At 69.6% G+C, this 25,091-nt stretch carries 14 protein-coding genes and 4 pseudogenes; all 18 read right to left on the bottom strand.

Annotation, left to right across the window (positions count from 1 at the left end; genetic code table 11):
* Window positions 1-9 precede the first annotated feature (9 nt).
* Window positions 10-399, bottom strand: coding sequence for a glycoside hydrolase family 97 catalytic domain-containing protein (locus tag G4Q83_RS23065; RefSeq protein ID WP_484632462.1), 390 nt, complete (start codon window positions 397-399; stop codon window positions 10-12).
* A gap of 202 nt (window positions 400-601) precedes the next feature.
* A pseudogene (locus G4Q83_RS23060) lies at window positions 602-1,219 on the bottom strand (glycoside hydrolase family 97 N-terminal domain-containing protein); the annotation flags it as partial.
* Between the two features lie 46 nt (window positions 1,220-1,265).
* Entirely contained in the window at window positions 1,266-1,397 is a 132-nt protein-coding gene (locus G4Q83_RS24035) for a hypothetical protein (protein ID WP_281401994.1), read from the bottom strand.
* A gap of 29 nt (window positions 1,398-1,426) precedes the next feature.
* Entirely contained in the window at window positions 1,427-3,220 is a 1,794-nt protein-coding gene (locus tag G4Q83_RS06395; RefSeq protein ID WP_246432296.1) for a glycoside hydrolase family 127 protein, read from the bottom strand.
* A 162-nt stretch (window positions 3,221-3,382) separates the two neighbouring features.
* Window positions 3,383-4,411, bottom strand: coding sequence for a galactofuranose ABC transporter, permease protein YjfF (gene yjfF / locus G4Q83_RS06390; protein WP_185817355.1), 1,029 nt, complete (start codon window positions 4,409-4,411; stop codon window positions 3,383-3,385).
* Entirely contained in the window at window positions 4,408-5,463 is a 1,056-nt protein-coding gene (locus G4Q83_RS06385; RefSeq protein ID WP_185817291.1) for an ABC transporter permease, read from the bottom strand. The genes yjfF and G4Q83_RS06385 overlap by 4 nt, the downstream gene beginning before the upstream one ends.
* The gene (locus tag G4Q83_RS06380; protein WP_185817290.1) at window positions 5,460-6,974 is read right to left on the bottom strand and encodes a sugar ABC transporter ATP-binding protein; all 1,515 of its coding nucleotides are present in this window, start codon (window positions 6,972-6,974) and stop codon (window positions 5,460-5,462) included. The genes G4Q83_RS06385 and G4Q83_RS06380 overlap by 4 nt, the downstream gene beginning before the upstream one ends.
* A gap of 12 nt (window positions 6,975-6,986) precedes the next feature.
* Window positions 6,987-7,979 (bottom strand): ABC transporter substrate-binding protein, encoded by a 993-nt coding sequence (locus tag G4Q83_RS06375; RefSeq protein WP_128421897.1) that lies wholly within the window; start codon window positions 7,977-7,979, stop codon window positions 6,987-6,989.
* Window positions 7,980-8,076: 97 nt separating this feature from the next.
* Window positions 8,077-9,516, bottom strand: a complete 1,440-nt coding sequence (locus G4Q83_RS06370; protein ID WP_128421896.1) for an aldehyde dehydrogenase family protein — start codon at window positions 9,514-9,516, stop codon at window positions 8,077-8,079.
* 34 nt (window positions 9,517-9,550) lie between these two features.
* Window positions 9,551-10,558: an AraD1 family protein gene (gene araD1, locus G4Q83_RS06365; RefSeq protein WP_128421895.1), complete on the bottom strand. Its 1,008-nt coding sequence runs from the start codon at window positions 10,556-10,558 to the stop codon at window positions 9,551-9,553.
* 317 nt (window positions 10,559-10,875) lie between these two features.
* Window positions 10,876-11,135, bottom strand: a pseudogene (locus G4Q83_RS06360) (transposase); the annotation flags it as partial.
* A gap of 201 nt (window positions 11,136-11,336) precedes the next feature.
* Complete coding sequence (locus G4Q83_RS06355) at window positions 11,337-13,745, bottom strand: glycoside hydrolase family 127 protein (protein WP_128421121.1); 2,409 nt, start codon at window positions 13,743-13,745, stop codon at window positions 11,337-11,339.
* A 209-nt stretch (window positions 13,746-13,954) separates the two neighbouring features.
* Window positions 13,955-14,578, bottom strand: a complete 624-nt coding sequence (locus G4Q83_RS24030) for a porin family protein (protein ID WP_343068440.1) — start codon at window positions 14,576-14,578, stop codon at window positions 13,955-13,957.
* A complete protein-coding gene (locus G4Q83_RS06350) occupies window positions 14,560-16,539 on the bottom strand; it encodes a TonB-dependent receptor domain-containing protein (RefSeq protein WP_281401993.1) in 1,980 nt (659 codons plus the stop codon). The genes G4Q83_RS24030 and G4Q83_RS06350 overlap by 19 nt, the downstream gene beginning before the upstream one ends.
* A gap of 547 nt (window positions 16,540-17,086) precedes the next feature.
* Window positions 17,087-18,898, bottom strand: a pseudogene (locus G4Q83_RS06345) (Svx/AvrXca family virulence/avirulence protein).
* A gap of 90 nt (window positions 18,899-18,988) precedes the next feature.
* Window positions 18,989-20,155 carry a hypothetical protein gene (locus G4Q83_RS06340; protein ID WP_185817459.1) on the bottom strand — a complete coding sequence of 389 codons (1,167 nt, stop codon included), beginning with the start codon at window positions 20,153-20,155 and terminating at the stop codon, window positions 18,989-18,991.
* Window positions 20,106-22,067, bottom strand: a pseudogene (locus G4Q83_RS06335) (MGH1-like glycoside hydrolase domain-containing protein); the annotation flags it as partial. The pseudogene G4Q83_RS06335 and the gene G4Q83_RS06340, both read right to left, overlap by 50 nt.
* A gap of 59 nt (window positions 22,068-22,126) precedes the next feature.
* Complete coding sequence (locus tag G4Q83_RS06330; protein ID WP_128421123.1) at window positions 22,127-24,979, bottom strand: TonB-dependent receptor domain-containing protein; 2,853 nt, start codon at window positions 24,977-24,979, stop codon at window positions 22,127-22,129.
* Between the last annotated feature and the right edge of the window lie 112 nt (window positions 24,980-25,091).

The raw sequence follows: 25,091 nt of genomic DNA, 5'->3' as shown, positions 1-25,091 counted from the left end.
TCGGAGGTGTCAAATTCCAGGCCGCGCACCGCCTCCATCGTCATCAGGTCGGGCCAGGTACGTTGCCAGCCGCGCGGCAAGGGGGCCATGGAAGTTGAGCAGCAGGCCGTACGGCGCGGCGTCCTGCAGGATGTCCAGGTAGTAGCCGATCATCGACTGCCCGTCGCCGCCGAAGAAGTCGATCTTCAGCCCGGCCACGCCCATCGCCTTGAGCCGCTCGAACTCGCGAATGTGGCTGGCGTGGGTCAGCATGCGCCCGCGCGGAGTCTGCGGCGCATCGTTCCAGCTGCCGGCCGAGTTGTACCAGAGCAGGATCGCGACCCGCTTGCCGCGCGCGTAGTCGATCAGCTCGCGCATCCTGTCCTCGCCGATCTGCGTGTCCCACAGGGCGTGGATCAAGGTGTAACGCCAGCCCATGCGCGCGGCGAAGTCTGTAGCGCTTCTGCACCTCGAAGATGGTGGCGCCGTCGCCGAGCAGCGGCCAGCTCCACGATGCCTTGCCCGGCTGCGGCTGCGGTGGCGCGACCGGCGCGGCCGCGGGCGGATCGGCCAGGTCGGTGGCGAGCGTGGACTCGGCGATGGTCTTCAGGCTGCCGACCGCGACGATGCGCCACGGCGAGCGCCACGGCAGCGCGAAGTGCGGATTGGCCGCGCCGCCGGGCAGCACTTCGCGCGGATCGGGCATGCCGCTCGCATATTCGCCGGGCGCGGCGGCGACCTCGCGCAGGCGGCTGCCGGCATGGCCGCGGCCGAGCGCGCCTTCGCTGAGCAGGACCCAGTCCGCAGCGTGGCGGAACAGGGCCGGATACACCCAGCCGGCGGCGAGCGGCGACGGCGTGCCCACCGCGATGTCCTGCAGGTAATACTCCTCGTGGGACGGATTGGTCCTGGCGAACCCGGTCTGCGCCTGCGACCTCGGCTGCAGCCAGGCGCGCGTGGCGGCGGCGAAGCGGAACGTGGTGGCGTCTTCGCGCAGTCGGCGGATCGTCACGTCGCGCTGCGGGAAAGCGTAGCGGAGCGCGACGCCGTCGTTGGAGACCTGGAATTGGATCTGCAGGCGTTCGCCGTCGGCGCCGCCCCAGGAGAACACGCGGCGGTTGGCGCGGTACTCGTTGATGCGCCGCTTGCCGGTGAGCAGCTCGTAGCGATCGCGCACCGCCTCGACCGGCGACACGGCGAGCAGGCGCAGGCCCTTGGAGAAATCGGCATCGTCGCGCACCAGGCCCAACCGCGAGCGCAGCAGCACCTCGCGCCCGTCGCGCAGCCTAGTGCGCGGTGCCGGCCGTGTCCACGCTCAGCTGCGCGCGCAGCGTCGCATCCGGGCTGGCCACCTCGCCGACCATGTGCTCGGCGGCCAGCGCCGGCAGCGCGCACAACAACAGCGCACAGGCCGCCACGATCGCGGCCGACGCGCGACGCCGGCGGCTCAGAATTGCGGATTCTTTTCCCATACGGGCCTCGCTCGACAATAGACGGCATACCGCTCGTGGGCGATGCGGTAGAACGGCACCAGGGTGATCGGGCCTTGGATGCCGTCGGCCTCGAACACCTGGGCCTGGCCCTCGCGCTGGCGCGCCCACAGCTGGTCCGGCGCGAAATACACCGCCGGCAGCTGGCGGCCGACGATCCTGTTGAACGACGGGCGCTGGTCGGACACGTGCAGCTGCGCCGGATCGATGCCGTCGCTGCCCAGCTGCGCGGCCAGCACCAGCGGGCCGTACATCATCGCCTGCAGGCTGGGTTCGTCCGGCAACGGCGCGGCATGCAGTGCCATCGGCAGGTCCAGTTCGATGCGGTCGCCGTCGGCGAAGCGGCGTTCCAGCGCCAGGTAGCTGCCTGGCGTCGCCTGCACCGCCTGCGCCTTGCCGTTGATGCGCAGGCGCACGCCCTGGGTGGCCCAGTACGGGATGCGCAGGCGCAGCGTCATCCGTTGCGCGCGCTTGCACTGGAACTCCAGCGCGGTGCCTTCCTGCTGCGGGAAGCGGGTGCGCTGCACGACGCGCAGGCCGCGCTCGGCCCAGTCCAGCTGCGAGGCGATGAACAGGTTGACGGTGAGGCCGGCGGCGTCTCGGAAATAGATGCTGTCGTTGCTCTTGGCGAACTCCTCCACGCCGGTGCCGGTGCAGCACCAGAACGAGGCGTACGGCGTGTTGTAGAGCTTCCAGTAGCCGGCATCCATCGGCACGAAGTACATCAGCATGCCGGCTTCGTCCTGGGTGCCCAGGCGCGCGTTGAACAGCACGCGCTCGTAGTAGTCCATCAGCGCCGCGTCCGGCTGCCAGGTGTACAGGTGCCGGGTCAGCTTGAGCATGTTGTAGCTGCAGCAACACTCGTGGCTGTGCCCGCTCAGGCGCCCGGCGAAGTGGTCCGGCTTGCCGAACAGTTCGTAGTCGCTGGTGCCACCGGTGCAGTAGGCGTGGTGGCCGCTGACCGTGCGCCAGAAGAAGCTGGCGATGTCGCGCTGGCGCGGGTCGCCGTCGATCTCGTAGGCGCGCGCGGCGGCGACGATCTTCGGGATCTGGGTATTGGCGTGCAGACCGGCCAACGCGTCGCGCTGCTGCGCCAGCGGTTCCAGCAGCGAGGCATGCTCGTAGCGCGCGGCCCAGCGCCGGTACCTGGCATCGCCAGTGAGCAGGTACAGCTCCAGCAGCGACTCGTGCACGCCGCCGAACTCCACGCCGAGGATGCGCTGCCACTGCGCGTCGTCGAAGCCGTCCATCCACGCGCCCAGCCAGTCGGCGAAGCGCTGCGCGCTGCGCAGCGCCTGCGCGTTGCCGGCATGGCGGGCCATGTCCAGGTGCCCGGCCAGGATCTTGTGCGCGGTGTAGAGCGGCACCCACACCTCCTCGCCGCGGCCAAGCCGGTCGTAGAACGAGGACGGATACGCGCTCAGGTAGCCGTCCGCGCGCTGGCAGCGCGCCAGTTCGGCGACCAGCGCGTCGGCCTTGTCCTTCAATGCGGCATCGCTGGTGGCGGCGTACAGCAATGCGCAGGCGGACAGGTAATGGCCGCCGGCGAAATGCCCGCGCAGTTCGCAATGCGGCGATTCCCAGCCGCCCAGCGGCTCGGCCTGCGAGTCCAGGCCCGCGGCCAGGCGGAAGTTGTGCAAAAGGCGATCGTTGGGGATCGACATCAGGTAGCGGCGGTCGCGCTCACGCGCCTGCAGGAACGGACCGTCGAGCAATTGCACCTGGCCCAGCGCGAACGGCTGCTCGCGCAACTGCAGCGCCGGCTGCCGCCTGGCCGGTTCCGGCGCCGCCGCCGGCGCCGCGGCGCCCAGCGCCTCGCCCTGCGCCAGCAGGCCCAGCGCGGCCAGCGAGGCGCCGCCGTAGTGCAGGAACGCGCGCCGCGCGCAGGTGCCCGCATGGGTTCGGATGTCCGCTCATGCGTGCTCTCCGGTGGTCCGAGGGCGCCGGGTCAACAGCCGCTGCAGCAGGCAGAACAGCAGCAGCAGCGCGCCGATCACGATGCGCGTCCACCACGCGCTGAGCGTGCCGTCGAACACGATCAGGGTCTGGATCACGCCCAGGATCAGCACCCCGAACAAGGTGCCGATCACGTAGCCGCTGCCGCCGGCCAGCAGGGTGCCGCCGATCACCACCGCGGCGATCGCGTCCAGTTCCAGGCCCAGCGCGTGCAGGCTGTAGCCGGACAGCATGTAGAACGTGCACACCACCCCGGCCAGCGCCGAACAGCCGCCGCTGAAGGCGTAGACCTTGATCTGGAGGGCGGCCACCGGCAGGCCCATCAGCCGCGCCGAGGCCTCGCTGCCGCCCAGGGCGTACACGCCGCGGCCAAAACGCGTGCAGTGCGCCAGCCACATGCCCAGCGCCACCGTGGCCAGCGCGATCAGCGCGCCGATCGACAGCGAGGCGCCGGCGCCGATCGGCACCCGGAACTGGGCGATGGCCACGTACAGCGGCGCGTCGATCGGGATCGAGTCGACGCTGATCAGATAGCTGGCGCCGCGCGCCAGGAACATGCCGGCCAGGGTCACCACGAACGGCTGCAGCCGGTAGCGCTGGATCAGCATGCCCATGAACGCGCCGAACAGCGCCCCGAGCAGCAGCACCAGCGGGATCACCGCCAGGGGCGACCAGCCGTGGCGCTGCACCAGCGAGGCCGACAGCACTGTGGTGAAGGCGATCACCGCGCCCACCGACAGGTCGATGCCGCCGCTGAGGATCACCAAGCTCATGCCAACCGCGGCGATGCACAGGAAGGCATTGTCGATCAGCAGGTTGGCGAACACCTGCGGCGACAGGAAGCCGTCGTAGAGCACGCCGCCGGCGCCGGCCATGGCCGCGAACAGGGCCACGGTGATCGCCAGCGGCAGGCGCGCGCCATGCAGCCGCGCGCCGACGCCGCGCAGGCCGCGTGCGCGCTGGACCGGCGCCCCGGCCGCGCTCATCGCCCCGCTCCGACGGGCGCACGCCGCACCCAGCCGCGCACGCTGGCGCGGAACCGCGGCGATTGCAGCAGCATCACCGCGAACACCAGCAGCGCCTTGATCAGCATGGTGACCTGCGCCGGTACGCCGATCGCGTAGATCGTGGCGGTCAGGGTCTGGATGATCAGCGCGCCGATCAGGCTGCCGGCCAGGCTGAAGCGGCCGCCGTCGAGCAGCGTGCCGCCCAGGGTGACCGCCAGGATCGCGTCCAGCTCCATCAACTGGCCGGCGTTGTTGGCGTCGGCGCTCTTGACGTTGGAACTGATCAGCAGACCGGCCAGGCCGGCGCTGAACGCGCAGAACACGTACAGCAGCACCGCGATCCGCCGCGCCTTGATCCCGGCCACGCGCGCCGCGCGCGGGTTGTGCCCGATCGCGCGCACGAACAGGCCCAGCGCGGTGCGCCCGAGCAGCAGCTGCAAGGCCACGAACACCGCCGCGACCACGAACAGCGCGAACGGCAGGCCGAGCAGGTAGCCGTTGCCCAGGTAGAAGTACGGCCGGGAGTAGATGGTCAGGATCTGGCCGTCGCCGATCAGCTGGGCCACGCCACGCCCGGCCACCATCAGGATCAGCGTGGCGATGATCGGCTGCATGCCGACCTTGACCACCAGCAGCCCGTTCCACAGTCCGCACGCGGCCGCGACCAGCAGCGGCGCGGCGATCACCGCCCACAGCGGGAAGCGGCTGTGCGCGCCGCCGCCGATCATCCACGCCGCCACCGTGGCGGCGATCGCCACCACCGCGCCGACCGAGATGTCCAGCCCGCGCACCGCGATCACCAGGGTCATGCCCAGCGCCACCAGCGCCAGCGGCGCGGCGCGGTTGCCGATGTCCACCAGATTGCCGTACAGGTGCCCGTCGCGCCATTGCAGCGCCAGGAAGCCGGGATTCCACAGGCCGTTGCCGAGCAGCAGCAGCGCCAGCGTGGCCAGCGGCCAGAACAGCGGGTGGGCGAGCAGGCGCGCCGGCAGCCGCGGCGCGCTCGGCGCAGGCGTGGCCGCCGCGCTCATGCCGCCGCGCTCCCGGCGATCAGTTCGAACACCGCGCGCTCGCCGCAGCCGCCGGGCAGTTCGCCCACCAGGCGGCGTTCGCGCAGCACCGCGATGCGGTCGGCGATGCGCGCGATCTCGGCCACTTCGGCGGAAATGAACAGCACCGCCATGCCCTCGCGGGCCAGCGTCAGGATCCGGGTCATGATGTCCTGTTTGGCGGCGATGTCGATGCCGCGGGTGGGTTCGTCGAGGATCAGCAGCCGCGGCTGCGTCGCCAGCCAGCGCGCCAGCACCACTTTCTGCTGGTTGCCGCCGGACAGCAGGCCCACCGGCGTCTCCACGCTGGCGGTCTTGATGTCCAGCGCGTCCACGTAGCCCTGCGCGAGGCGCAGCTGCTCGGCCAGCGGCAGGAACCGGCGCAGGCCCATGCGCGCCTGCAGCGCCAGCACGATGTTCTCGCGCACCGACAGCTCGGCGACGATGCCCTCGGTCTTGCGCTCTTCCGGGCACAGCGCCAGGCCGTGGCCGATCGCGTCGGGCGGGCCGAGCAGCGTCACCGCCTGCCCGTCGATGCAGATGCGGCCGCCATCGGCGCGGTCCAGGCCGAACAGCAGCCGCGCCAGTTCGGTGCGGCCGGCGCCGAGCAGGCCGGCCAGGCCCAGCACCTGGCCGCGGCGCAGTTGCAGGTCCAGCGGATGCAGCTGGCCGCGCCGGCCCAGGCCCTGCGCCTGCAGCAGCACCGGCGCGTCTTCGGGCGGCGCGGCGTCCACCGCCGCCGCCGCCGCCGCGGCCACGTCGAGTTCGCGTCCGACCATCGCTGCGATCAGCCGCGGCGCCGGCAGGTCCGCGGCCAGGTACTCGCCGACCAGGCGACCGTTGCGCAATACGCTGATGCGGTCGGACACCGCGTACACCTGGTCGAGGAAGTGGGTCACGAACAGGATCGCCAGGCCCTGCGCGCGCAGGCCGCGCATGACCCGGAACAACTCGGCGACCTCGCTCCCGTCCAGGCTGGAGGTGGGTTCGTCCAGGATCAGCACCCGCGCCGACACGCTCAGCGCGCGCGCGATCGCCACCATCTGCTGCACCGCCACCGGATAGGCCGACAGCGCGCGGCGCACGTCGATGTCCACGCCCAGGCGCTGCAGGCCCTCGCGCGCCTCGCGCTCGACCCGGCGCCAGTGGATGCGCCGCGGCCAGCCCGTCAGTGGATAGCGGCCGGCGAAGAGGTTCTCGGCCACCGACAGGTTCGCGCACAGGTTCACTTCCTGGTAGACCGTGCTGATGCCCAGTTGCTGCGCCTGCAGCGGCGAGCCCGGCGCGACGGCCTCGCCGCCCAGCGCGATGCGCCCGGCGTCGGCGGCCACCACCCCGGTCAGCAGCTTGATCAGGGTCGATTTGCCGGCGCCGTTCTGGCCCATCAGCGCATGGATCTCGCCGCCGCGCAGGCACAGCGCCACGTCCTCCAGCGCCGCGACGCCGGCATAGGCCTTGCTCAATCCCTGCGCGTGCAGCACGACCGGGGTCATCGCCGCGCCCCGTCAGTACTTGCGCTTGGGCAGCTCGGCGGCGGCCTGCTCCTGGGTATAGACCGACTCCTCGACCACGATGCGCTTGGGCAGCGGCTTGCCGGCCTTGACGTCGCCGATCGCCTGCACCAGTTGCGGGCCCAGCAGCGGATTGCATTCCACGGTGACGTTGAGCTTGCCGGCCTGCATCGCCTCGAACGCGCCCTTCACCCCGTCGATGGAGATCACCAGGATGTCCTTGCCCGGCGTCAGCCCGGCTTCCTCGATCGCCTGGATCGCGCCGATCGCCATGTCGTCGTTGTGCGCGTACAGCACGTCGATGTTGCGCCCTTCCGACTTCAGGAACGCCTCCATCACTTCCTTGCCCTTGGCCCGGGTGAAGTCCCCGCTCTGCGAGCGCACCACCTGGAAGCGCGGGTTGGCGGCGATGATCTCCTTGAAGCCCTTCATGCGGTCGATCGCCGGCGCCGAGCCCACCGTGCCCTGCAGTTCGACGATGCGCACCGGCGTGTCGCCGTCCTTCAGCGGCGACTGTTCGAGCAGCCAGCGCCCGGCCTTGCGCCCTTCCTCGACGAAGTCCGAACCGATCAGGGTGACGTACAGGCTGTCGTCGGACACCTTGACCGCGCGGTCGGTCAGCAGCACCGGGATGTTCGCCGCCTTGGCCTCGCGCAGCACGGTCTCCCAGCCGGACTCGACCACCGGCGAGAACGCGATCACGTCCACGCGCTGGGCGATGAACGAACGCAGCGCCTTGATCTGGTTCTCCTGCTTCTGCTGCGCATCGGAGAACTTCAGCTTCATGCCGGCCTGCTCGATCGCCTGCTTCACCGAGGCGGTGTTGGCGGTGCGCCACTCGCTCTCGGCCCCCACCTGGCTGAAGCCGACGGTGATCGGGGCGTCCTTCCCGGCCGCGTCCTTGCCCCCGCCGGAACACGCGCTCAACGCCCAACCCAGCAGCACCGCCATCCCCAGCACCGCCGCACGCACTCCTGACTTCTGCATAACCCCTCCTCGTTCGTTGCACGCTGGCGGCCGTGCGGCGTTCGGGCCGCGGCGGCCGCCCACCCTCCCAGGCAGGCGCGCGAGTGGATCGATCAGTTCATCCCGCCAATGTATAGGCCGTCTTGACCGTCGTATAAAACTCCACCGCATAGCGGCCCTGCTCGCGCGGGCCGTAGCTGGAGGCCTTGCGCCCGCCGAACGGCACGTGCGGATCGACCCCGGCGGTAGGCAGGTTGACCATCACCATGCCCGCCTGCGCATGCCGCTTGAAATGCGTGGCGTGCTTGAGCGAACGCGTGGCGATGCCGGCGCACAGACCGAACTCGGTGTCGTTGGCCAGCGCCAGCGCATGTTCGTAGTCCTCGGCCGGCATCACCGCCGCGACCGGACCGAACACTTCCTCGCGCGCGATGCGGTGCTGCGGCTGCGCGGCCAGCAGCGCCGGGCGCATGTAGTGGCCCGGGTGCGCGCACTCCAGCGCCTCGCCGCCGTACACCAGCTCGGCGCCCTCTTCCTGGGCGATGCGCACGTAGTCGCGGTCCTGCGCCAACTGGCTGGCGCTGGCCACCGGGCCGATGTCGATGCCGGGGCTCAGCGCATGGCCGATCTTCAGCGTGGCCAGGCGCTTGCTCACGCGCGCGACGAACTCCTCGTACACCGCGCGCTCCACGATCAGCCGGCTGGACGCGGTGCAGCGCTGGCCGGTGGAGAAGTACGCGCCGTTGACCGCGATCTCCACCGCCACCTCCAGGTCCGCATCGGCCAGCACCACCAGCGGATTCTTGCCGCCCATCTCCAGCTGGATCTTCAGCCCGCGCGCGGCCGCCTGCTTGAGCAGATGGTTGCCGGTCGGCACCGAGCCGGTGAAACTCAGCGCGTCGATGCCGCGGTCCTCGACCAGCGCCTGGCCGACGGTGCGGCCGCTGCCGATCACCAGGTTGAACGCGCCATCGGGCAATCCGGCCCGGCTCAGGATCTCGGCGATCGCCCAGGCGCAGCCGGGCACGATCTCGGCCGGCTTGAACACCACCGTGTTGCCGTAGGCCAGCGCCGGGGCGATCTTCCACGCCGGGATCGCCAGCGGGAAGTTCCACGGCGCGATGATGCCCACCGTGCCGACCGGCTCGCGGGTGATCTCCACGTCCACGCCGGGGCGGGTGGAGGCGAGCTTCTCCCCGGGAATGCGCAGCGCCTCGCCGGCGAAGAACTTGAAGATCTGCCCGGCGCGGGCCGCCTCCCCGATGCTCTCCGGCAGCGTCTTGCCTTCCTCGCAGGCCAGCAGCGTGCCCAGCTCCTGCTTGCGCGCCAGGATCTCGCTGCCGACCAAGTCCAGCGCGTCGGCGCGCTGCTGCGGCGTGCTCGCCGCCCACTTGGCCTGCGCCGCATTGGCCGCGGCGATCGCGCCGCGCACCGCGTCGGCGTCGACGCTGCCGACCTCGCCGACCGGCGCGGACAGGTCCGAGGGATTCTCGTCCGGCGCCGCATCCGTACCGGCCACCCACTGGCCGTCGATATAGCTCTGGAAACGTTGGTTCATGCAGTCCTCCTGATGTGGTGGCGGCGCGTGGCGATCACAGCGCGCGCACCCCGCCGAGCGCGAACCCGGTCGGCACCCGCTGCAACGGGTTGACCAGCGCCGCGCCCAACGCGGGCAGTTCGATCTCGAAACGGTCGCCCGGCTCGGCCTGCACGCCGTCGGCGAAGCTCAGCGTGGCGGTGCCGAAGAAGTGCAGGTGCACGTCGCCGGGCACGCGATGCGCAGCGTACTTGAAATGGTGGTACTCCAGATTGGCCAGCGAATGGCACATGTTGGCCTCGCCGGTGACAAAGGGCTTCTCCCAGATCACCGCATCGCCGCGGCGGATGCGGCTGCTGCCGCGCAGGTCGCGCGGCAACGCGCCACTGCGCAGTTCCGGACCCACCGCGCAGGCGCGCAGCTTGGAATGGGCCAGGTACAGGTAGTTCTGGCGCTCGGTGACGTGGTCGGAGAACTCGTTGCCCAGCGCGAAGCCGAGCCGGTACGGCACGCCGTCGGCGCCGATCACGTACAGCCCGACCAACTCCGGCTCCTCGCCGCCGTCCAGCGCGAACTCCGGCGACGGCAGCGGCGCGCCCGGCGCCACCAGGATGCCGCCGTCGCCCTTGTAGAACCACTCCGGCTGCGCGCCGGGCTGACCGTCGCACGGAATCCCGCCCTCCACCCCGAGTTGGAAGATCTTCATCGAATCGGTGAGCGTGCCCAGGCTCGCCTGCTGCTGCAGCTGCTGGTGCATCGCATCGCGGGCCGCAGCGCTGCCCAGGTGGGTCAGGCCGGTGCCGGTGACACGACAGTGCGCCGGGTCCGGATGGGTCAGCGGCGACAGCACGCGGCCGCTGCCCAGCAGGTCGGCGTAGTCGAGCACGCTGTCGCCGCGCTGGCGCGTGGCGTAAGCGTCCAGCGTGGTGCCGGCGGCGAGCGCGGCGTTGGCCAGCGCATAGATCGAACCAACCTCGCGCAGCACGCGCACCTGGGTCCCGGACGCCTCCACCACCCCCACGCAGGGAAGGCCGCCATCGTCGAGCAGTTGGATCAGTCGCATGAATCGGTCGCCTGTCGGAATGCGCTAAGAGCGGCGCGGCAACGGGACCACCCCGCAGCCTCGGATGCGGCTCCTATTCTGGCCGGATGACCTATATACAACAAATATCGTTTTTAGATTAATGTATACCAACATTAATATGCATCGGCCGCCATGCCCACCACCGCCACGCCCTGGTTCGTCCGCGCCCGACTGAAGACCCGGCAAGTCACAATCCCCCGGCAAAGCCGGGGGCATTCGTAATGTGAGCCGCTCAAAGCGGCTGGCGGGGGCGCTAACGCGCCTCCCTCGAATGGCGCCACCTGAAAGTGGCTGGCTTATCGCAGCAACTGCAACTGATCGAGCCGGTCATCCTCCTTCTCCTGATTGCGCACGTCCTCCCGGACCTCCGCTCCATCCCGACCTACCGTCGATACAAAGTAGCCTCTGGCCCAGAAGTGCCGACCCACGACGTTCCGTTTACGCTCGGCATACCCCCCTGCCAGATGGATCGCGCGCTTGCCCTTGATGTAGCCCACCACCGGCGACACCGCCAGCTTCGCCGAATCCGCAACATCCTGTGCACGTGATCGGGCATCTTGGCTGTGACTTAGACTCTGATACCTGTCCATCTCCGGATTCTCCGATCGTGTGCTTGGCGGCTCACAACCGCCGTCTCCGCGATGGACTCCTGTAAACGGCAAACGGCTACTGCTACCCCGGCAAAGCCGGGGGAACTCCCTTGGGGGTGAGGGAGGTCCGTGCCGCGGCGCGCATGCGCCGCGACGGTGGCCAGGGCTCAGGCCGGGATCAGCCAGCCACCGAACAGCGGCCCGGCGGTGTCGCCGTGCTGCGGCTCGATGCGGATCGTCAGCCGCGCTGCATCACGGGTCAGCGCGGGCGGCAGCGGGTAGTCGCGGTCGACGAAGTCGATCACCTGGCCGCGCTCCACCTGCACTTCCACCGCCAGCTTGCCGTCGACCAGGATGTTGAAGCGCCCCTTGTCGCTGCCCCAGAAGCGCAGGCGCAGCGCCAGGGGCCGCGCGCTGCCCTGCATCTGGAATTCGACGAAGCCCTTGCCGCGCACGTCGCGGCACTGCTGGCGGCGGTAGGCGCCGCCGAACGAGGTGTCGCTGCGCAACTGGTGCGCCTGCTCGGAGGCCGCGTCGCCGAACTGGATCATGTCCACTGCGCTGGCCTGCAGCGCGGCGCGCTCGGCCTGCTGGCGCGCACGCCGCACCGCTTCCTGCGCCCATTGCGCTGGCGCCATGCGCTTGAAGTACAGCGCGCTGCGGCGCTCGTACTGCGCGTAGAACGGCACGAAGGTCAGCCCCGGCGGCTGCGTGCCGGCGGCCAGGAAGTGCCCGGGCTGCGGCAGTTCCGAGAACCCGGCCAGCGGATCGGCCGACGCCACCAGCGCCGGGTCCGGCGCGTCGTAGGCGCCGGCGACCGGGCCGAGGTCGGCGGCCAGCGCCAGCGGGCCGCGCATCACCACTACCGTGTCCGGATCGCCGGCGGCGTGTTCCAGCCGCAGCGGTGCCGCCAGCTCCAGTTCGATCACGTCGCCGCTGCGCCAGGCGCGCTCCAGCGCCAGGTAGCCGTCGGCCACCGCGCCGCGCAGGGCCTTGCCGTTGAGGCGCAGCGTGTAGCCGCCCTGGCACCAGGCCGGCAACCGCAGCAGCAGGCGCCGCGGGGTCCGTGCGCCGGCGCGGCGCAGCTGCAGCCGCACCTTGCCGTTGTCCGGCACGCCGCTGTCCAGTTCCAGCGCCAGGTCGCGCTCGGGCCAGTCCAGGGTCGAAGGAATGTACAGGTTCACGTACAGCGCCGCCGCGTCCTGCCAGTAGATCGAGTCGCCGAACTGCGCGTGCGCCTCCATGCCGCTGCCGACGCAGCACCAGAACGAATCGAACTTGTCGGAGAAGCCGCGCTCGCCGCCGCCGATCATCGGCGTCATGTAGGTGAACATGCCGGTGGCCGGATGCTGCGCGGCCATCGTATGGTTGTACAGGGTGCGCTCGTAGTAGTCGAAATAGCGCGCCTGCGGCGTCCACTGGTACAGGTGCCGGGTCAGCTTGAGCATGTTGTAGCTGTTGCAGTGCTCGCAGGTCTGCTCGGTCAGGAACGCGGCGATGCTGTCCGGCTCCTGGAAGTACTCGCGGTCGGCGTTGCCGCCGATCACGTAGCTGTAGTGCGCGGTCACCGTTTCCCAAAAGAAGCGCGCGGCGGCGGCCGCGTCGGCATCGCCGGCGACCTCGAACTGGCGCGCCTCGCCAATGAACTTGGGCACCTGGGTGTTGGCGTGGAGATGCGGCAGCGCATCGCGCCCGGCCGCCGCCGGATCGATCACCTTGTCGTGGCGCAGGCGCTTGCCGACCGCGACCCAGCGCGCCTGGCCGGTGCGCGCGCCCAGTTCGATGTAGGACTCGTTGAGGCCGCCGAACTCGGTATCCAGCAAGGTCTGCATCTGCGCGTGGTCGAGCGCGTCGAACACGCCGGCGAAATAGCCGGCCACCGGCACCAGCACCACCAGCGCCTGGGCGTTGCAGGCCAGCGCGTGCACGTCCAGCAGCCCCGCGAACAGCTTGTGCTGGGTGTACAGCGGCGACCAGCTGCCGTTGAGGTTGAACTTGCTGCCCTTGATGATGCCGCGGCGCAGGTCCTCCATGACCGCCTTGCCGCCTTCGATCTGGCCGTTGTCGTTCTTGCGGGTGAAGCCGCCGACATAGCCGTCCGCATCCTGCGCCTGCGCGCGCGCCAGTTCGGCGACGATGTAGTCGATGCGCTGGCGCAGTTCGGCGTCGCGGGTCTGCGCGTGCATCTTCGCCAGCGCGCTGAGATAGTGGCCCAGCGTGTGCCCGGCGATGGTGTCGCCTTCCCAGCCGCCATAGACCGCGCCCTTGGCCGGCAGCCCGGCGTACTGCAGGAAATTGTGCAGCAGCCGGTCCGGTTCCAGCTCCAGCAGGTAGCGGCGGTTGGTCTGCAGCGAGTCCAGGAACAGCGACGGCTTCAGCGTGACCTGCTGCAGCGGCAACGCGCGCACGCGGCCGGCGCTGGACGCGGCCGCGTCCAGCGGGAAGCGCAGCAGCCCGGCCGCCGCCGCCAGCGCGCTCCATTGCAGGAAGCGGCGCCGCGATGGATCCAGCGCCGCGGCGGCCGCGGCGGCGGACGCGCACTGCGCCGAGTGCCGGTGGTCGCGACCGCAATTCATCGGGCGCCACGCGGGCCGGTGGCAGCGAAGACCAGACGGGATACGAAACCAGGCATGGCGTCTCCTTTGCGCTGGCTCCAGCGCGGCAACCGACCGCCGCCGCGCTGGAGCTGCGTCCCGGCACTGTGTCACCGATGCGTCGCCCGGTCTTGTCGGTCGCACCGCGCTGGCATGCGGATTTGTGCCGAATGGCGCCGGCGGCGCGCCGCTCACAGCGCCAGGCGGATCCCGCCGTAGTACATGCGGCCGATCACGTCGTACACGCCGGCATGGTAGCCGAGCTCGAAGTTGGCGCCGCCCGCTTCCGCGCCCGGGACCCGCGGCGGCGCGCGGTCGAACGCATTGCTGAGGCCGCCGAACAGTTCCAGCCCCGACTTGCGCCGGTAGTAGCCGGAAACGTCGCTGTAGAAAACGTTGCCGGTCCATACCTTCTGGTAGTCGGCGTCGCCGATCTCGGTGCTGTTGCGCATCCTGGAGACGTGCCGCAGCGACCAGGTGGCGCCGGCCTGCGCGTTCGACCAGGTGCCGCGCACCACGCCCTTCCAGTGCGGCGAGCCGAACACGCCGGCGAAGCGGGCGACGTCGTCCGGCCGATCCGGATCGAGCGTGTAGTCCTGGCGGATCAGGCGCGTGTAGTTGAGATCGAACGACACGGCGCCGGCGTTCTGGCCCCAGTTCGGCGCCAGGTCGTAGCGGTACTGGGCGAAGAAGTCGACGCCGCGGGTCAGGTAGCGCGACAGGTTCAGCTTCTGGGTGATCGCGTTGCGCAGATTGCCCTGGGCGTCGCGGCCGACGAATGCGCAGAACGGGTTGTTCAGGCTGGCCGCGTCCACGCACTTGTTGATGATGGTCTGCGCCGGGAACGAATCGATCGCCCCGCGCAGGTCGATATTGTATGGTAGTCCACCGACAGCGAGACATCCTCCAGGAAGCGCGGACGCAGCACGATGCCGAGGGTGCGGGTCTTGGCGGTCTCGTTGGCCAGTTCCAGGTTGCCCTTGGTGATGATGTCGCGGTACAGCCAGTAGGTGCTCTTGTCGGAGGGATCGAGCTGCGCGCAGTTGGCCGCGGTGTATTGGCTGCGGTCGGTGCGGTAGCGCAGGTTGTCGCTGTTGCACGGGTCGCTGATCCACATCCCGCCGATGCTGCTGGCGGTGTACAGCTCGCCGATGTTGGGCGCGCGCACCGCCTTGCCGTAGGTGCCGCGCAGGGTGACGTCGCGGACCGGCGCCCAGTCGAAGCCGAACTTGTTGGTGATGGTGCGGCCGGCGACGTTGTAGTCGGACACGCGCACCGCCGCATCCATGCCCAGCCGCTGCGCGAACGGGCGCTCGGCCAGCAGCGGCAGGTGCAGTTCGCTGTACAGCTCCTTGACGTCGTACTGGCCGACCAACGGCAGCTGCGTGGTGCCCAGCGAGGCGTCGTAGGCCGGGCTGGCCGGATCGTACTGCGGCACCGCGCCGATGCTGTTGCGCTCCTTGCGGTACTCGCCGCCCAGCGCGATCTGCGCCTCGCCGCCAGGCAGGTCGAATACGCCGCCGGACGCGTATGCCGACACCACCTGCTGGGTCATGCGGGTGATCGCCCAGTCGCTGCTGTAGCGCAGGTAGCCGATCTCGGCCCGGGTCAGGCGCTTGAACGGATTCAACGGCACGCAACCGTTGCCCGGATCGGTAAGCGTGCTGCGGCAGACCGCGCTGCCGTCGGCGCCGGTGGTGGAGTCCAGCGCCAGGTAGTAGCGGCTGTAGGCCACCGTGTCCAGATCGCGGTTGCGCTGGCGGGTGCGGCCATTGGAGTAGTAGGCCGAATAGTTCCAGGCGCGCGCGCCGAGGGTGAAATCGCCCTCCAGGCCGATCACGCCCTGCAGCAGCTGGCGCCGGTAGTCGCTGCGGCCCTGACCCAGTTCGGCGTCGAAATGGCGGGCGAAGTACACCGGGTCGGTGATCGCGCCGCCGTTGGCGGCGCGCATCGCCTCGGTGATGAACGGGCTGTCGGCAGGGACCGCCTCGCTGCCGAACGCACTCAGCGCGCGCCATGCCGATTGCGAACGGGTCTGCGAATAGCCGAGGTTGGCGAACGGGCGCAGGCTGTCGCTGACATCGAAATTGAACGTGGCGCGGCTGGCGAAGCGGTCCGAGGGCACCGCCAGATACCACGAATCGTAGCGCCCGCCGTACTCGCCGCCGCCGGTGAGCAGGCTGCCCAGCGTGTCCGCGCCATTGGCCAGGCGCACCGGCGCGGCGTTGACGTAGCCGTCCGGCCCCAGCACCGGATCGCGCAGGCGGCCGTCGGCGGTCATCGCATAGTGGCGCCCGCCCAGGATCAGCTGCGCGTCCTCGGCGTTGTTGATGTTGCGGTTGCCGTTGGAGATCCAGTAGCGCTGGTTGCGGTTGTTGCGCGTGTACATCGGGTAGCCGCTGGCGGTCCACGGCCGGTCCTGGCCGGACACCGAGTCCGGTTCGCGCTCGTAGAAACCGTAGACGGTGACGTTGCCGCGGTTGTCGGCGAAGTTGCGCCCGGCCAGCGCATCGACGCTGCGGCTGCGCATGTCGCCGCGGCTGGAAGCGCCGTAGCGCGCGCTGGCGTCCACGCCCTGGAAGTCCTTCTTGAGGATGAAGTTGGCCACGCCGGTGACCGCGTCGGCGCCGTACAGCGCCGATGCGCCGCCGGTGATGACATCTACGCGCTCGACCAGGCTGGAGGGGATATTGCTCACGTCCACCGCCGACATGCCCGGGATCGCCGGCACCTGGCGGCGGCCGTCGACCAGCACCAGCGTGCGTTGCGTGCCCATGCCGCGCAGGTCCCTCGCCTCTGGCGCGGAAATGTGTAAACACATCGCAACGGGCGTCGGCCGTTGCCACACGGCGCGCGCGGTGCGCCGCGCGGCTCGATGCGCGACGGGCGCCGGCGCTGTGGCCTGCCGATCCAGTCCGGCGTCGGCGCCTGCCGCAGCCAGCGCACGAAGAAATCCGCCAGCCGGGGCGCATGATCGCCTTGCCGCCTTCGATCTCGCCCGCTTCGTTCTTGCGGGTGCAGACGCCGACGCAGCCGTCAGCTCCCTGCGCCTGGACAGCGAGTCCGGTTCGTCGTGGAGGCAGTGCGCGGCGACGTTGCCGAGGCTGCCGAAAGGGACGAGCGGCCAGTGCATCGGGCCCTGGCACCGCGCCATGTCGTCGCAGCCGCCATGGCCCACGTCGGCGTCCACGTCCTGCAAATCGTTGCCCGAGATGGAATTGACCGCGCCGGTATTGACGGCGTACGCCAAGGAGCGATCGCCACGCCGCCACGGCGTCCGGAATCGGCCGCCGCGGCGAGACGTCGCCCCGATCGGGATGCGTTTACGGCTGGGCAGTCACTTCCGGCACCGCTTCGGTCAGATCGGCGCCGAAGTCCGGATTGAGGATCGTCTCGGCATCGGCCGATCCGTAGAACACGCCCTTGCTCGGCGACACGCCATGCGCCGCGATGTCGCCCCGGAACTGCGCGCTGCCCGACAGCGTGACCGCGCCCGGCCCCATGAACACGGTGTGCGCCTGCGCAGCATTCTGCACCGTCGCGCCATCGTGCAGCACGGTCAGTCCGCCGACGATCGCGTTGTCCTTCACCGTCCCGCCCATGATCGTGGCATGGTCCTGGATCCGGGCGTTGCCCAGCACCTGCCCGCCAAGCACCCGTGCATTCGGCCCGACGTAGGCGCTGGCGGCGACGTTGGCGGTATTGGCGACCCAGCCACCGCCGTTGGCATGCCGGCGGCCGGTCGGGGTCGGCGTCGGCGCGTCGGGCTGGCGGCCATCCGGATAGGCGCCGGTCAGGGCGACGCTCCACGGGTAGCGGTAGATCGAGTAGTAGGACTGATCCCACTTGATCTTGTGCATCGCGCTCGGCGTGCCCATCACCACCAGGTACACGCCCTGATCGCCTGCGCGCAGCGCGAAGTTCAGCGACGCGCCGGCACCGCGCTGCAGCGCGCTGTAGCGGGCCTTGCCGGCGGCATCGATCGCGACCACGCCCCAGCGCCAGTCCGAGTCCGGCGCCTCGATTCGCTGCGGGTCGTTGGCCAACCCGGGCAGTTCCTGCACCGCCGGCGCCGACTGCACGTCGCCTTTGAAGTTCACGCCGATCGCCTGCGCATCGGCGGCCGGCACCAGCCGCACCAGGTTGTAGCCCCAGCGCTGCGGCGCCCAGGCAAAGGGCACGCGGTAGCGCCCGGCCTGGCCGGCCACCGGATCGAGCGTGGTCAGGCGCAGCGCGCGGTCGCGGTTTTCCCAGTCTTGGATGTTCTTCGGATCGAACGCGGTGTTGGGGCCATACTTCTCGCGCAGCAGCGCGCCGTGATCGCGGCCGTCCGGATCGGTGTAGTCCCAGTTGACGTTGTGCAGCGCCCAGTCGCCGAACATGTCGTTGAGTTGCGCCTGACTCCAACCCATGTTGTCGCGCAGCACCACGAACGGGTCCGCCTCGGCCTGGCCGGCCTGGCCGGGCTTGGGAGCCTTGGCCCAGATGTCGTTGACCACCGAGTACCCGTAGCGGTTCTTCAGGTACTCCATGAACTACCAGTTGCAGTAGCGGTCGCGGGTGGAACCGAGGTAGATGTGCGGATAGTTCACCCGCTTCGCCGAACAGTGCACCTCGCGGTCATGGAATTGGTCCATCTGGTGCGCCATCCAGTTGGCATGCGATTCCCAGATCCAGCCCGTGTAGGGGGAATCGCGCAGCCCGCCGGTGCTGCCCTGCAGCGCATGGGTGAACTCGTGGGCGAGCCCCCAGCGGTCGGCCAGCGCCCGCGTTCCGATCCACATGCCCATGCCGCCGCTGGCCGCGACGCCGCCGTTCAGGCCGAAACCGGGATCGATGTAGATGCTGACCTTGTACTTGGGCGCCGATCCGCAGTACGGCTCGGGGAAGCCAATCCGGTCGATGAACGTGTCCCAGATCAGCTCCAGTTGCTGGCCGGCGGAGCGGGCATCGGCGAGAGCGACGTCGTCGTTCTTCCAGCGGAAGGCGAAATGCTCGGTTTCATAGCGGACCGCCGGCATGTCGGTGTCGCGCGGGTTGGCGACCCAGTCGCCGGCGGTACAGGACGCGTTGGCGGCACGCGCGCCGGCCGATGCCATCGCCAGCCCCGCGCACAGGCACAGCAGCGCGAACATGCGCGACAGACAGGAAAAATTGACCTTCATATTGGTTTCTCCCTCTTTTCGAATCCGGACGATTGAACGATGCAATTGGCGCGTGCCCTCCTACCCGCAGCGCGCTATCGCCGGCCGCGGACCAGTTCCCGTTGTAGCGGACGACGAAGTTGGTCGAACGCGGCGCCGAGCGCACTCTGCCCCCGTAGCACAACTCGCGAACCTGGGACGGCCCATCATAGTGACCATAGTGCGGATCAACCCAGACGAACCTGTCACGATTGAGGAGATTGGACACACCGAATTCCACGCGCAGGGGCTCGGTCCCCAACTGTATGCCCAGGCCGCGTTCGCGTTCAGCAGCCACCAGTTGGGCAGACGCCCCAGGCTGCCGCGCGTCACCGCCACGCCGCCGCAATAGTAGGCATGCTCGCCGGCGCTGCTGGCGGCATCGGCCGGCACCGGGTCCTGCGAGTAGCAGGATTTGTTCGCCCCGCCCTGCCAGTTCGCCCCCAGCCTGGCGCTGAATCCGCTACTGCCGAACGTATGCGAGGCGTTGAGCAGGAACGAATGGCGGATATCCTGCAGCAGGTTGCCGGCCGCCCTCTGGGTCAGCGCAGCGCACTGGAAGACCTGCGATCCCGGCAGATTGCTGGCCGGGTCGCCTTCGGCGTAATAGCCTTCGTAGTTGCCCAAGACGTGCTTCCAGGTGTAGCTCGCCTGCAGGAAGAACGGCTGCTCCTGGGTTTCCGGATGGACCATCTCGACGCCGACGGTGTAGGCCCTGCGCTTGGGCTTGGGCTGGCCGCCGCGCCGGCGGGGACGACGACGGTTTCCAGGGTGCCGTCGTGATTGAGATCGTTGGTCAGCACGATGTCCCGACCGGGATTGACCAGCACGACGTTGTCCAGATACGGATTCTCGTATCCCAAGGACTGCAGGTACCGGTAGCCGACGCTGCTGTAGCCGGGCGTGTTCAAGTCGCGCCAGGCCGAAATCGCGCTTGACGTTCGAATAATTCAGTTCGACCGTTTCCGAACAGTTCGGAATCGATCCGTTGTCCTGGAAGTACAGCCCCAGGTTCTCCTGCTGCGACGTCCTGATGTTGCGCGAGGACACCGCCCGCGGATCGGAGACCGTGCTGGTGACGGCGTGGCTGCCGAACTGCTGCGGATCGACCGGCGTCCCGTCGGCGTTGATGCCGGCATAGGTGGCGTACGTGTATTGCGTAGTGCGCCCAGGCGTTCCAGTACAGCAGCTTGCGGTAGCTGCCGGCATCCAGGTACGGGCTGGGATAGTCGCGCAGCGCGCTGCCGAGCAGGCGGGACGCGACGGTGGCATTGATCACCGAGAAATTGTTGCTGCCGCCGGCGCCGCGCGCCTGTTGGTCGGCCTGGTTGGCGGTGTAGAACGGGAAGATCGGGTACTGCCGCGCGTCGGCCAACAGGCGCAGCGCGCGCACGTACTTCGGGTCATAGTCGACGTCACCATGCCTGGGAATCAGGCCGACGCTGAACGGGTAGTAGTTGTTGGTTTCCTTCCAGTCACCGGCAGCCGCGCTCCCTCGGCCTGGCGCTGCTTGAGCAGGTCGCCGTGCAGGCCCATGCCGTCGGCGCGCGCGCTGCGGTCCTGCCACAGCACCTCGAGCACGGCGCGGCGGATCTTCGCCGCCAGCGCCTGCATGCGCTCGGCGGTGGCCGCATCGCCGGCCAGCTGCGCCGCCTGCGCCGCGGCCAGCGCGTTGGCGTAGACGTAGGCGCTCTCGCTGCGGTCCATGCGCGCCTGGCCATGGCGCTTGGCCCAGTCGAAGGACACCGCATCGGCGTCGTTGCCGGTCATCGCCGCCCAGTCGTACTCGATCAGGCCGTTGCCGTTGCGGTCGTAGGCACGCAGCAGGTCGGACACGTCGCGGCTGCCGTACTCGGCCAGCTTGCCGGCCAGCGCGGCCGGCCCGCCGTGCAACCGGTAGGCGCGCCAGGCCGCGGCGGTGATGTACTGGGCCTAGGAATTGGACCGGTTCTCCGGCGCGCCGGGATTGTCGACGTATTTGCCGCCGGCCGCGACCTCGCCCGCGCAGGTACTTGAGGTGGTCGATGAACATGCCGGTGGTCAGCACGATCGCGTTGTCGTAGCCGAGCACGCCTTCGATCGCCACCGGGAACTGGTAGTGGTTGCCGGGCACCGCGGCGTCGAGGAAATTGAAGCGCAGCAACCACCAGCGGTAGAACAACGTCTTGTCGATGTTGTCCTCAGGCGTATCCAGGTACGGCAGGATGTCGGCCCACCAGCGGTTGTAGGCGACCACGTGCTCGGTATACGCCTGTCGCGGCACCTGCGGGGCGATGCGCCGGTATTGCTGCAGCGACGCCGGCAGTTCGCGGGTGACCAGCCCCAGCTGCACCTTCAGCGTGGCCGCCTCCCCCGTGGCCGGCAGCGCCACGCGGCGCGCGATGGAACCGCCCTGGACCGTGAAACCGTCGCCGGACGGGCGCGGGAATACCGCGGTGATCGCGTTGTGGGTGGCGAACGCGCCGGTGAGCTCGGCGCCGTCGGCATGCGTGGCCATCGGCGAGGTCGCGCGCAGGGTCAGCGTGCGCGCCACGCCGTCGCTGCTGGACAGCGTGACCTCGGCCACGGTCACGTTCTGCTCGCTGATGAACTTGACCAGGCACCGCCGCACGCCGGCGCCGGCATCGGCATCGGCATAGACGCTGCTGAAATAGCTCGGCGTCTGCCGCCGCTGCGCGCTGTCTTCGACCAGGCGCAGCGGCTTGCCGTCGAGCTCGGCCTGCAGCCGGAACAGCGCATCGTGGCCGGTCTTGTGCACGTAGGCGACATCGCCGACGAAACCCGGCTGCTGCGGCTGGTGGGTGTACAGGCGGCGCGGCCGCGGCTGAACAACCAGTCGTTGCTGTCGTCGAAGCCGCCGTCGGTGCCGCTGCGCGCGAGCATGCGGTCGATCCAGAAATCCTCGCCCGGCGCGGCGCCGACGCCGGCCGCCAGGTCGGCGGCGAACACCCGTCCGAGGTAGCCCTCGTCCGGTGAAGGCCACGCCGCTGTCCGGGACGGGCGTCGCTGCGCCCTTGAAGTGCGGGTCGCCGAGCGCGGCGTTGCTGGCCTGCAGCGCCTCACCGTCCGCGGCGGCGGCCGCCACCGCACTGCACGCCGCGGCCAGCAGCACCGCGACCAGGGTGGTGGCGGCGCGCGGCCCCCACCCTGCTGCGCCTAGGCCGCCGCCTGTCGGGAAACTCAAAACTCGATCCTGATCCGGGACCAGAAGTAGCGCCCCAGCGTGTCGTAGGTGAACGCGTCGGTATTGGCCGCGCTTGCATAGCCGTAGTACTGCGGCGGCTTGCGGTTGCCGAGGTTGTCCACGCCGGCCGACAGCGTGGTGTGCAGGCGTTCGAACTTCCGGCTCAGCGCGGCGTGGTGGTAGGTCACCGTGCCGACCCGGAAGTAGACGCAGCTGCCGGCGGCGGCGGTGTTCGCGCAGACGTCCTCGTAGGCGCTACCGACCGTGGTCGGGCCGAGCAGGCGCGTGTTCCAGCTGGCGTGCCACGGCCCGTTGTCCCAGCCCAGGTTGAAGCTGGCGCGCCAGCGCGGCATGTTGCCGTAGCTGGACATCTCGCCGACGTAGTTGTGGCCGTTGCCGCTGAACGTGTAGCTGGACAGGAAGGTGGCGTCGACGCCGGCCTGGAAGTCCCCCCAGCGGGTGTCGCGCAGCGCGTACTTGATGCCGATGTCGTAACCGCGGATGTCGACCTTGCCGCTGTTGATCGCGAACGGCACGGTCACGCTGACCAATTGCCCAGTCGCATTGCGCTTGATCAGCGGACAGTAGGCGCTCTGGCCGTCGTAACAGTGCTGCAGCACCTGGTCCAGGCCGACGCCGCTGATCATGTCGTCCAGGGTGACCCGCCAGCTGTCCAGGTTCAGCGACAGCCCGTCCGCCCAGCCCGGATCGTAGACCGCGCCGACGTTGTAGGAGCGGCCCTGCTCGGGCTTGATCGCGAAGCCGGCATTGGCCGAGCCGGTGGTCAGCACGGTGAACGCGGCAGTGTTGACGAAGCTGCCATCGGTGGGCACGTTGATGCAGGCCGTGGCGTTGCCGCCGCCGGTGTAGCCATTGCACGGGTCGGTGTAGTTGCCAGTGCTGTCGACCACAGAATTGTACGGCGAGCCGTACAGGTCGCCGAGCGCCGGGGCGCGGAACACCTGCGAGCCGGCGGCGCGGACCAGCAGGTTGCCGATCGGGCGCCATTCCAGCGCGACCTTGCTGTTGGTGGTGTCGCCCCAGTAGTCGTACTTGGAATAGCGCGTGCCCAGGTTGAGGTTCAGCGCCTGCACGCCGGGCAGATCCGCGAGCAGCGGGATCAGCACTTCGGCGTAGGCTTCCTTGATCGTCTCGTCGTGGCCCTGGTTCAGGATGCAACCGTCGTTGTAGTCGCAGTTGCCGCCGGCATCGGCGGCGGCGACCGGATTGCTGGTGCCCTGCGCGAAATCGTTCTTGCGCAACGACAGCCCGAACGCGGCCTGCACCCTCCCCGCCGGCATCGCGAACAGGTCGCCGTCGATGCTGGCCTCGGCGAACTTCATGGTGCTCTCGTCGATCAGGTCGACCGCGCTCTGGGTGGCCTTGATCGCGGCGATGGTGGCCGGGTCGTCGGGATTGAACACGTTGATCGGGGTACAGCCGGCGATCGCGTTGCCGGGCGTGCCGCACTTGACCACGCCGTCGCTGTCCAGGAACGAGGCGCCGACCGCGTTGTTCAGCGCCGAGGTGATGGAGAAGCCGTTGCGCACCAGGGTGTCCTTGTAGCGCGCATAGCCGGCCGCCGCGTCCCACTGCCAGCTGCTGTGGGCGAACTTGCCGCGCAGCCCGGCCACGATGTTGGTCTGGTACATGGTCGAGGAGTAGACGCGGGTGTTGGCCGGCACCGAGCGCAGCAGGTAGCGCGAGAGCTGGCTGCCGAACGGATTGTAGTAGTTCTGTGCGACGTTGGGCAGTTCCAGGCCATAGGCGGTGAGCTGCGAGGTGGTCTCGCTGCGGGTCCAGAACATGTCCAGGTAGCCCTGCACGTCCGGGGTGAAATCGAAGCTGGCGTGGGCGGAGAAGTTGGTCCGCTGCACCGGGGTGATCAGGTATTGCCCGGTGTAGGCGTTGTAGCCCTCGACCGCCTGATCGTAGGGGTGGAAGTCGCCGGCGTCGACCGCGCCCGGGGCCAGGCCGCTGTTCGGGGTCAGCACGCGGCCGTCGCGGAGGAAGGCGCGGGTGCCGTTGCCGCGGCGCTCCACCACTTGCCCGTTGAGGTAGTTCACCGCGGTCTTGGCGTCGCTGCGGTCGGCAGCGTACAGCGCGTTCATCGAGCTGCGGCTCAGGCCCAGGATCAGCCCGCCACGCTCCCAGGTCTTGCCCCACTCCACGCCCGGCGAACGGCGGTTGCCGTCGCCGTGCGTGCTCTGGCCGTAGTCCGCGGTGGCGGCGAAGCCGTCGTACTTGTCCTTGAGGATGATGTTGACCACCCCGGCGATGGCGTCGGAGCCGTACACCGAGGAGGCGCCGTCGGTCAGCACCTCGATCCGCTCCACCATCGCCGCCGGGATCGCGTTGACGTCCACGCCGGGCGCGGCGGAGACGCTGCTGGCCGGCCCCGCCATGCGGTGGCCGTTGACCAGCACCAGGGTGCGCTCGGCGCCAAGATTGCGCAGCGAGACCAGCGCGCGGCCATGGCTGAAGCCGGAGTTGAGCGCGATGTTGGGCATGTTGCCGGCCATCGCCGGCAGCTGCTGCAGCAGTTGGCCGAGCGTGTTCTGGCCGCTGTCCTCGATCCGCTGCCGGTCGATGGTGATCACCGGGCTGGCGGTCTCCGCATCGACGCGGCGGAGACGGCTGCCAGTCACGGTGACCGGTTCCAGCGTGGTGGCCGCCGCGTCCGTGGCGGTGGCGGTGGCGGTGGCGGTAGCGTCCTGCGCCAGCGCGGCCGGTGCCGACACCGCGACGGTCAATGCGGCGCAGATCGCCGCCGTCAACGGGCCCGGCCGCTGCACACGGCGCCATGGCGATGGGAAGAGCGGCGCAACGTGTTCAGACAAAGACGACATCGGATTCTCCTGGGCCAGGCACGGCGATCGGCAAGGCCGGCACGCCCATCGCCAGCGATCGTTGGCGAGTACGGAAAGAACGTGTTCCGCAGCGCGGCGGCGGGTGGGAGGT

The sequence above is a fragment of the Xanthomonas theicola genome (assembly GCF_014236795.1).
Taxonomy (GTDB): Bacteria; Pseudomonadota; Gammaproteobacteria; order Xanthomonadales; family Xanthomonadaceae; genus Xanthomonas_A; species Xanthomonas_A theicola.
This window is presented reverse-complemented; position numbering and strand designations above follow the sequence as displayed.

Excerpts from the sequence above, each read along its gene's own strand:
- G4Q83_RS06380 (WP_185817290.1), bottom strand. The coding sequence starts at position 6,974 with ATGACCCCGGTCGTGCTGCACGCGCAGGGATTGAGCAAGGCCTATGCC.
- G4Q83_RS06385 (WP_185817291.1), bottom strand. The coding sequence starts at position 5,463 with ATGAGCGCGGCGGCCACGCCTGCGCCGAGCGCGCCGCGGCTGCCGGCG.
- G4Q83_RS06370 (WP_128421896.1), bottom strand. The coding sequence starts at position 9,516 with ATGAACCAACGTTTCCAGAGCTATATCGACGGCCAGTGGGTGGCCGGT.
- araD1 (WP_128421895.1), bottom strand. The coding sequence starts at position 10,558 with ATGCGACTGATCCAACTGCTCGACGATGGCGGCCTTCCCTGCGTGGGG.
- G4Q83_RS06350 (WP_281401993.1), bottom strand. The coding sequence starts at position 16,539 with ATGGGCACGCAACGCACGCTGGTGCTGGTCGACGGCCGCCGCCAGGTG.
- G4Q83_RS06340 (WP_185817459.1), bottom strand. The coding sequence starts at position 20,155 with ATGCCGGCAGCTACCGCAAGCTGCTGTACTGGAACGCCTGGGCGCACT.
- G4Q83_RS06355 (WP_128421121.1), bottom strand. The coding sequence starts at position 13,745 with ATGAATTGCGGTCGCGACCACCGGCACTCGGCGCAGTGCGCGTCCGCC.
- yjfF (WP_185817355.1), bottom strand. The coding sequence starts at position 4,411 with ATGAGCGCGGCCGGGGCGCCGGTCCAGCGCGCACGCGGCCTGCGCGGC.
- G4Q83_RS06330 (WP_128421123.1), bottom strand. The coding sequence starts at position 24,979 with ATGTCGTCTTTGTCTGAACACGTTGCGCCGCTCTTCCCATCGCCATGG.
- G4Q83_RS06375 (WP_128421897.1), bottom strand. The coding sequence starts at position 7,979 with ATGCAGAAGTCAGGAGTGCGTGCGGCGGTGCTGGGGATGGCGGTGCTG.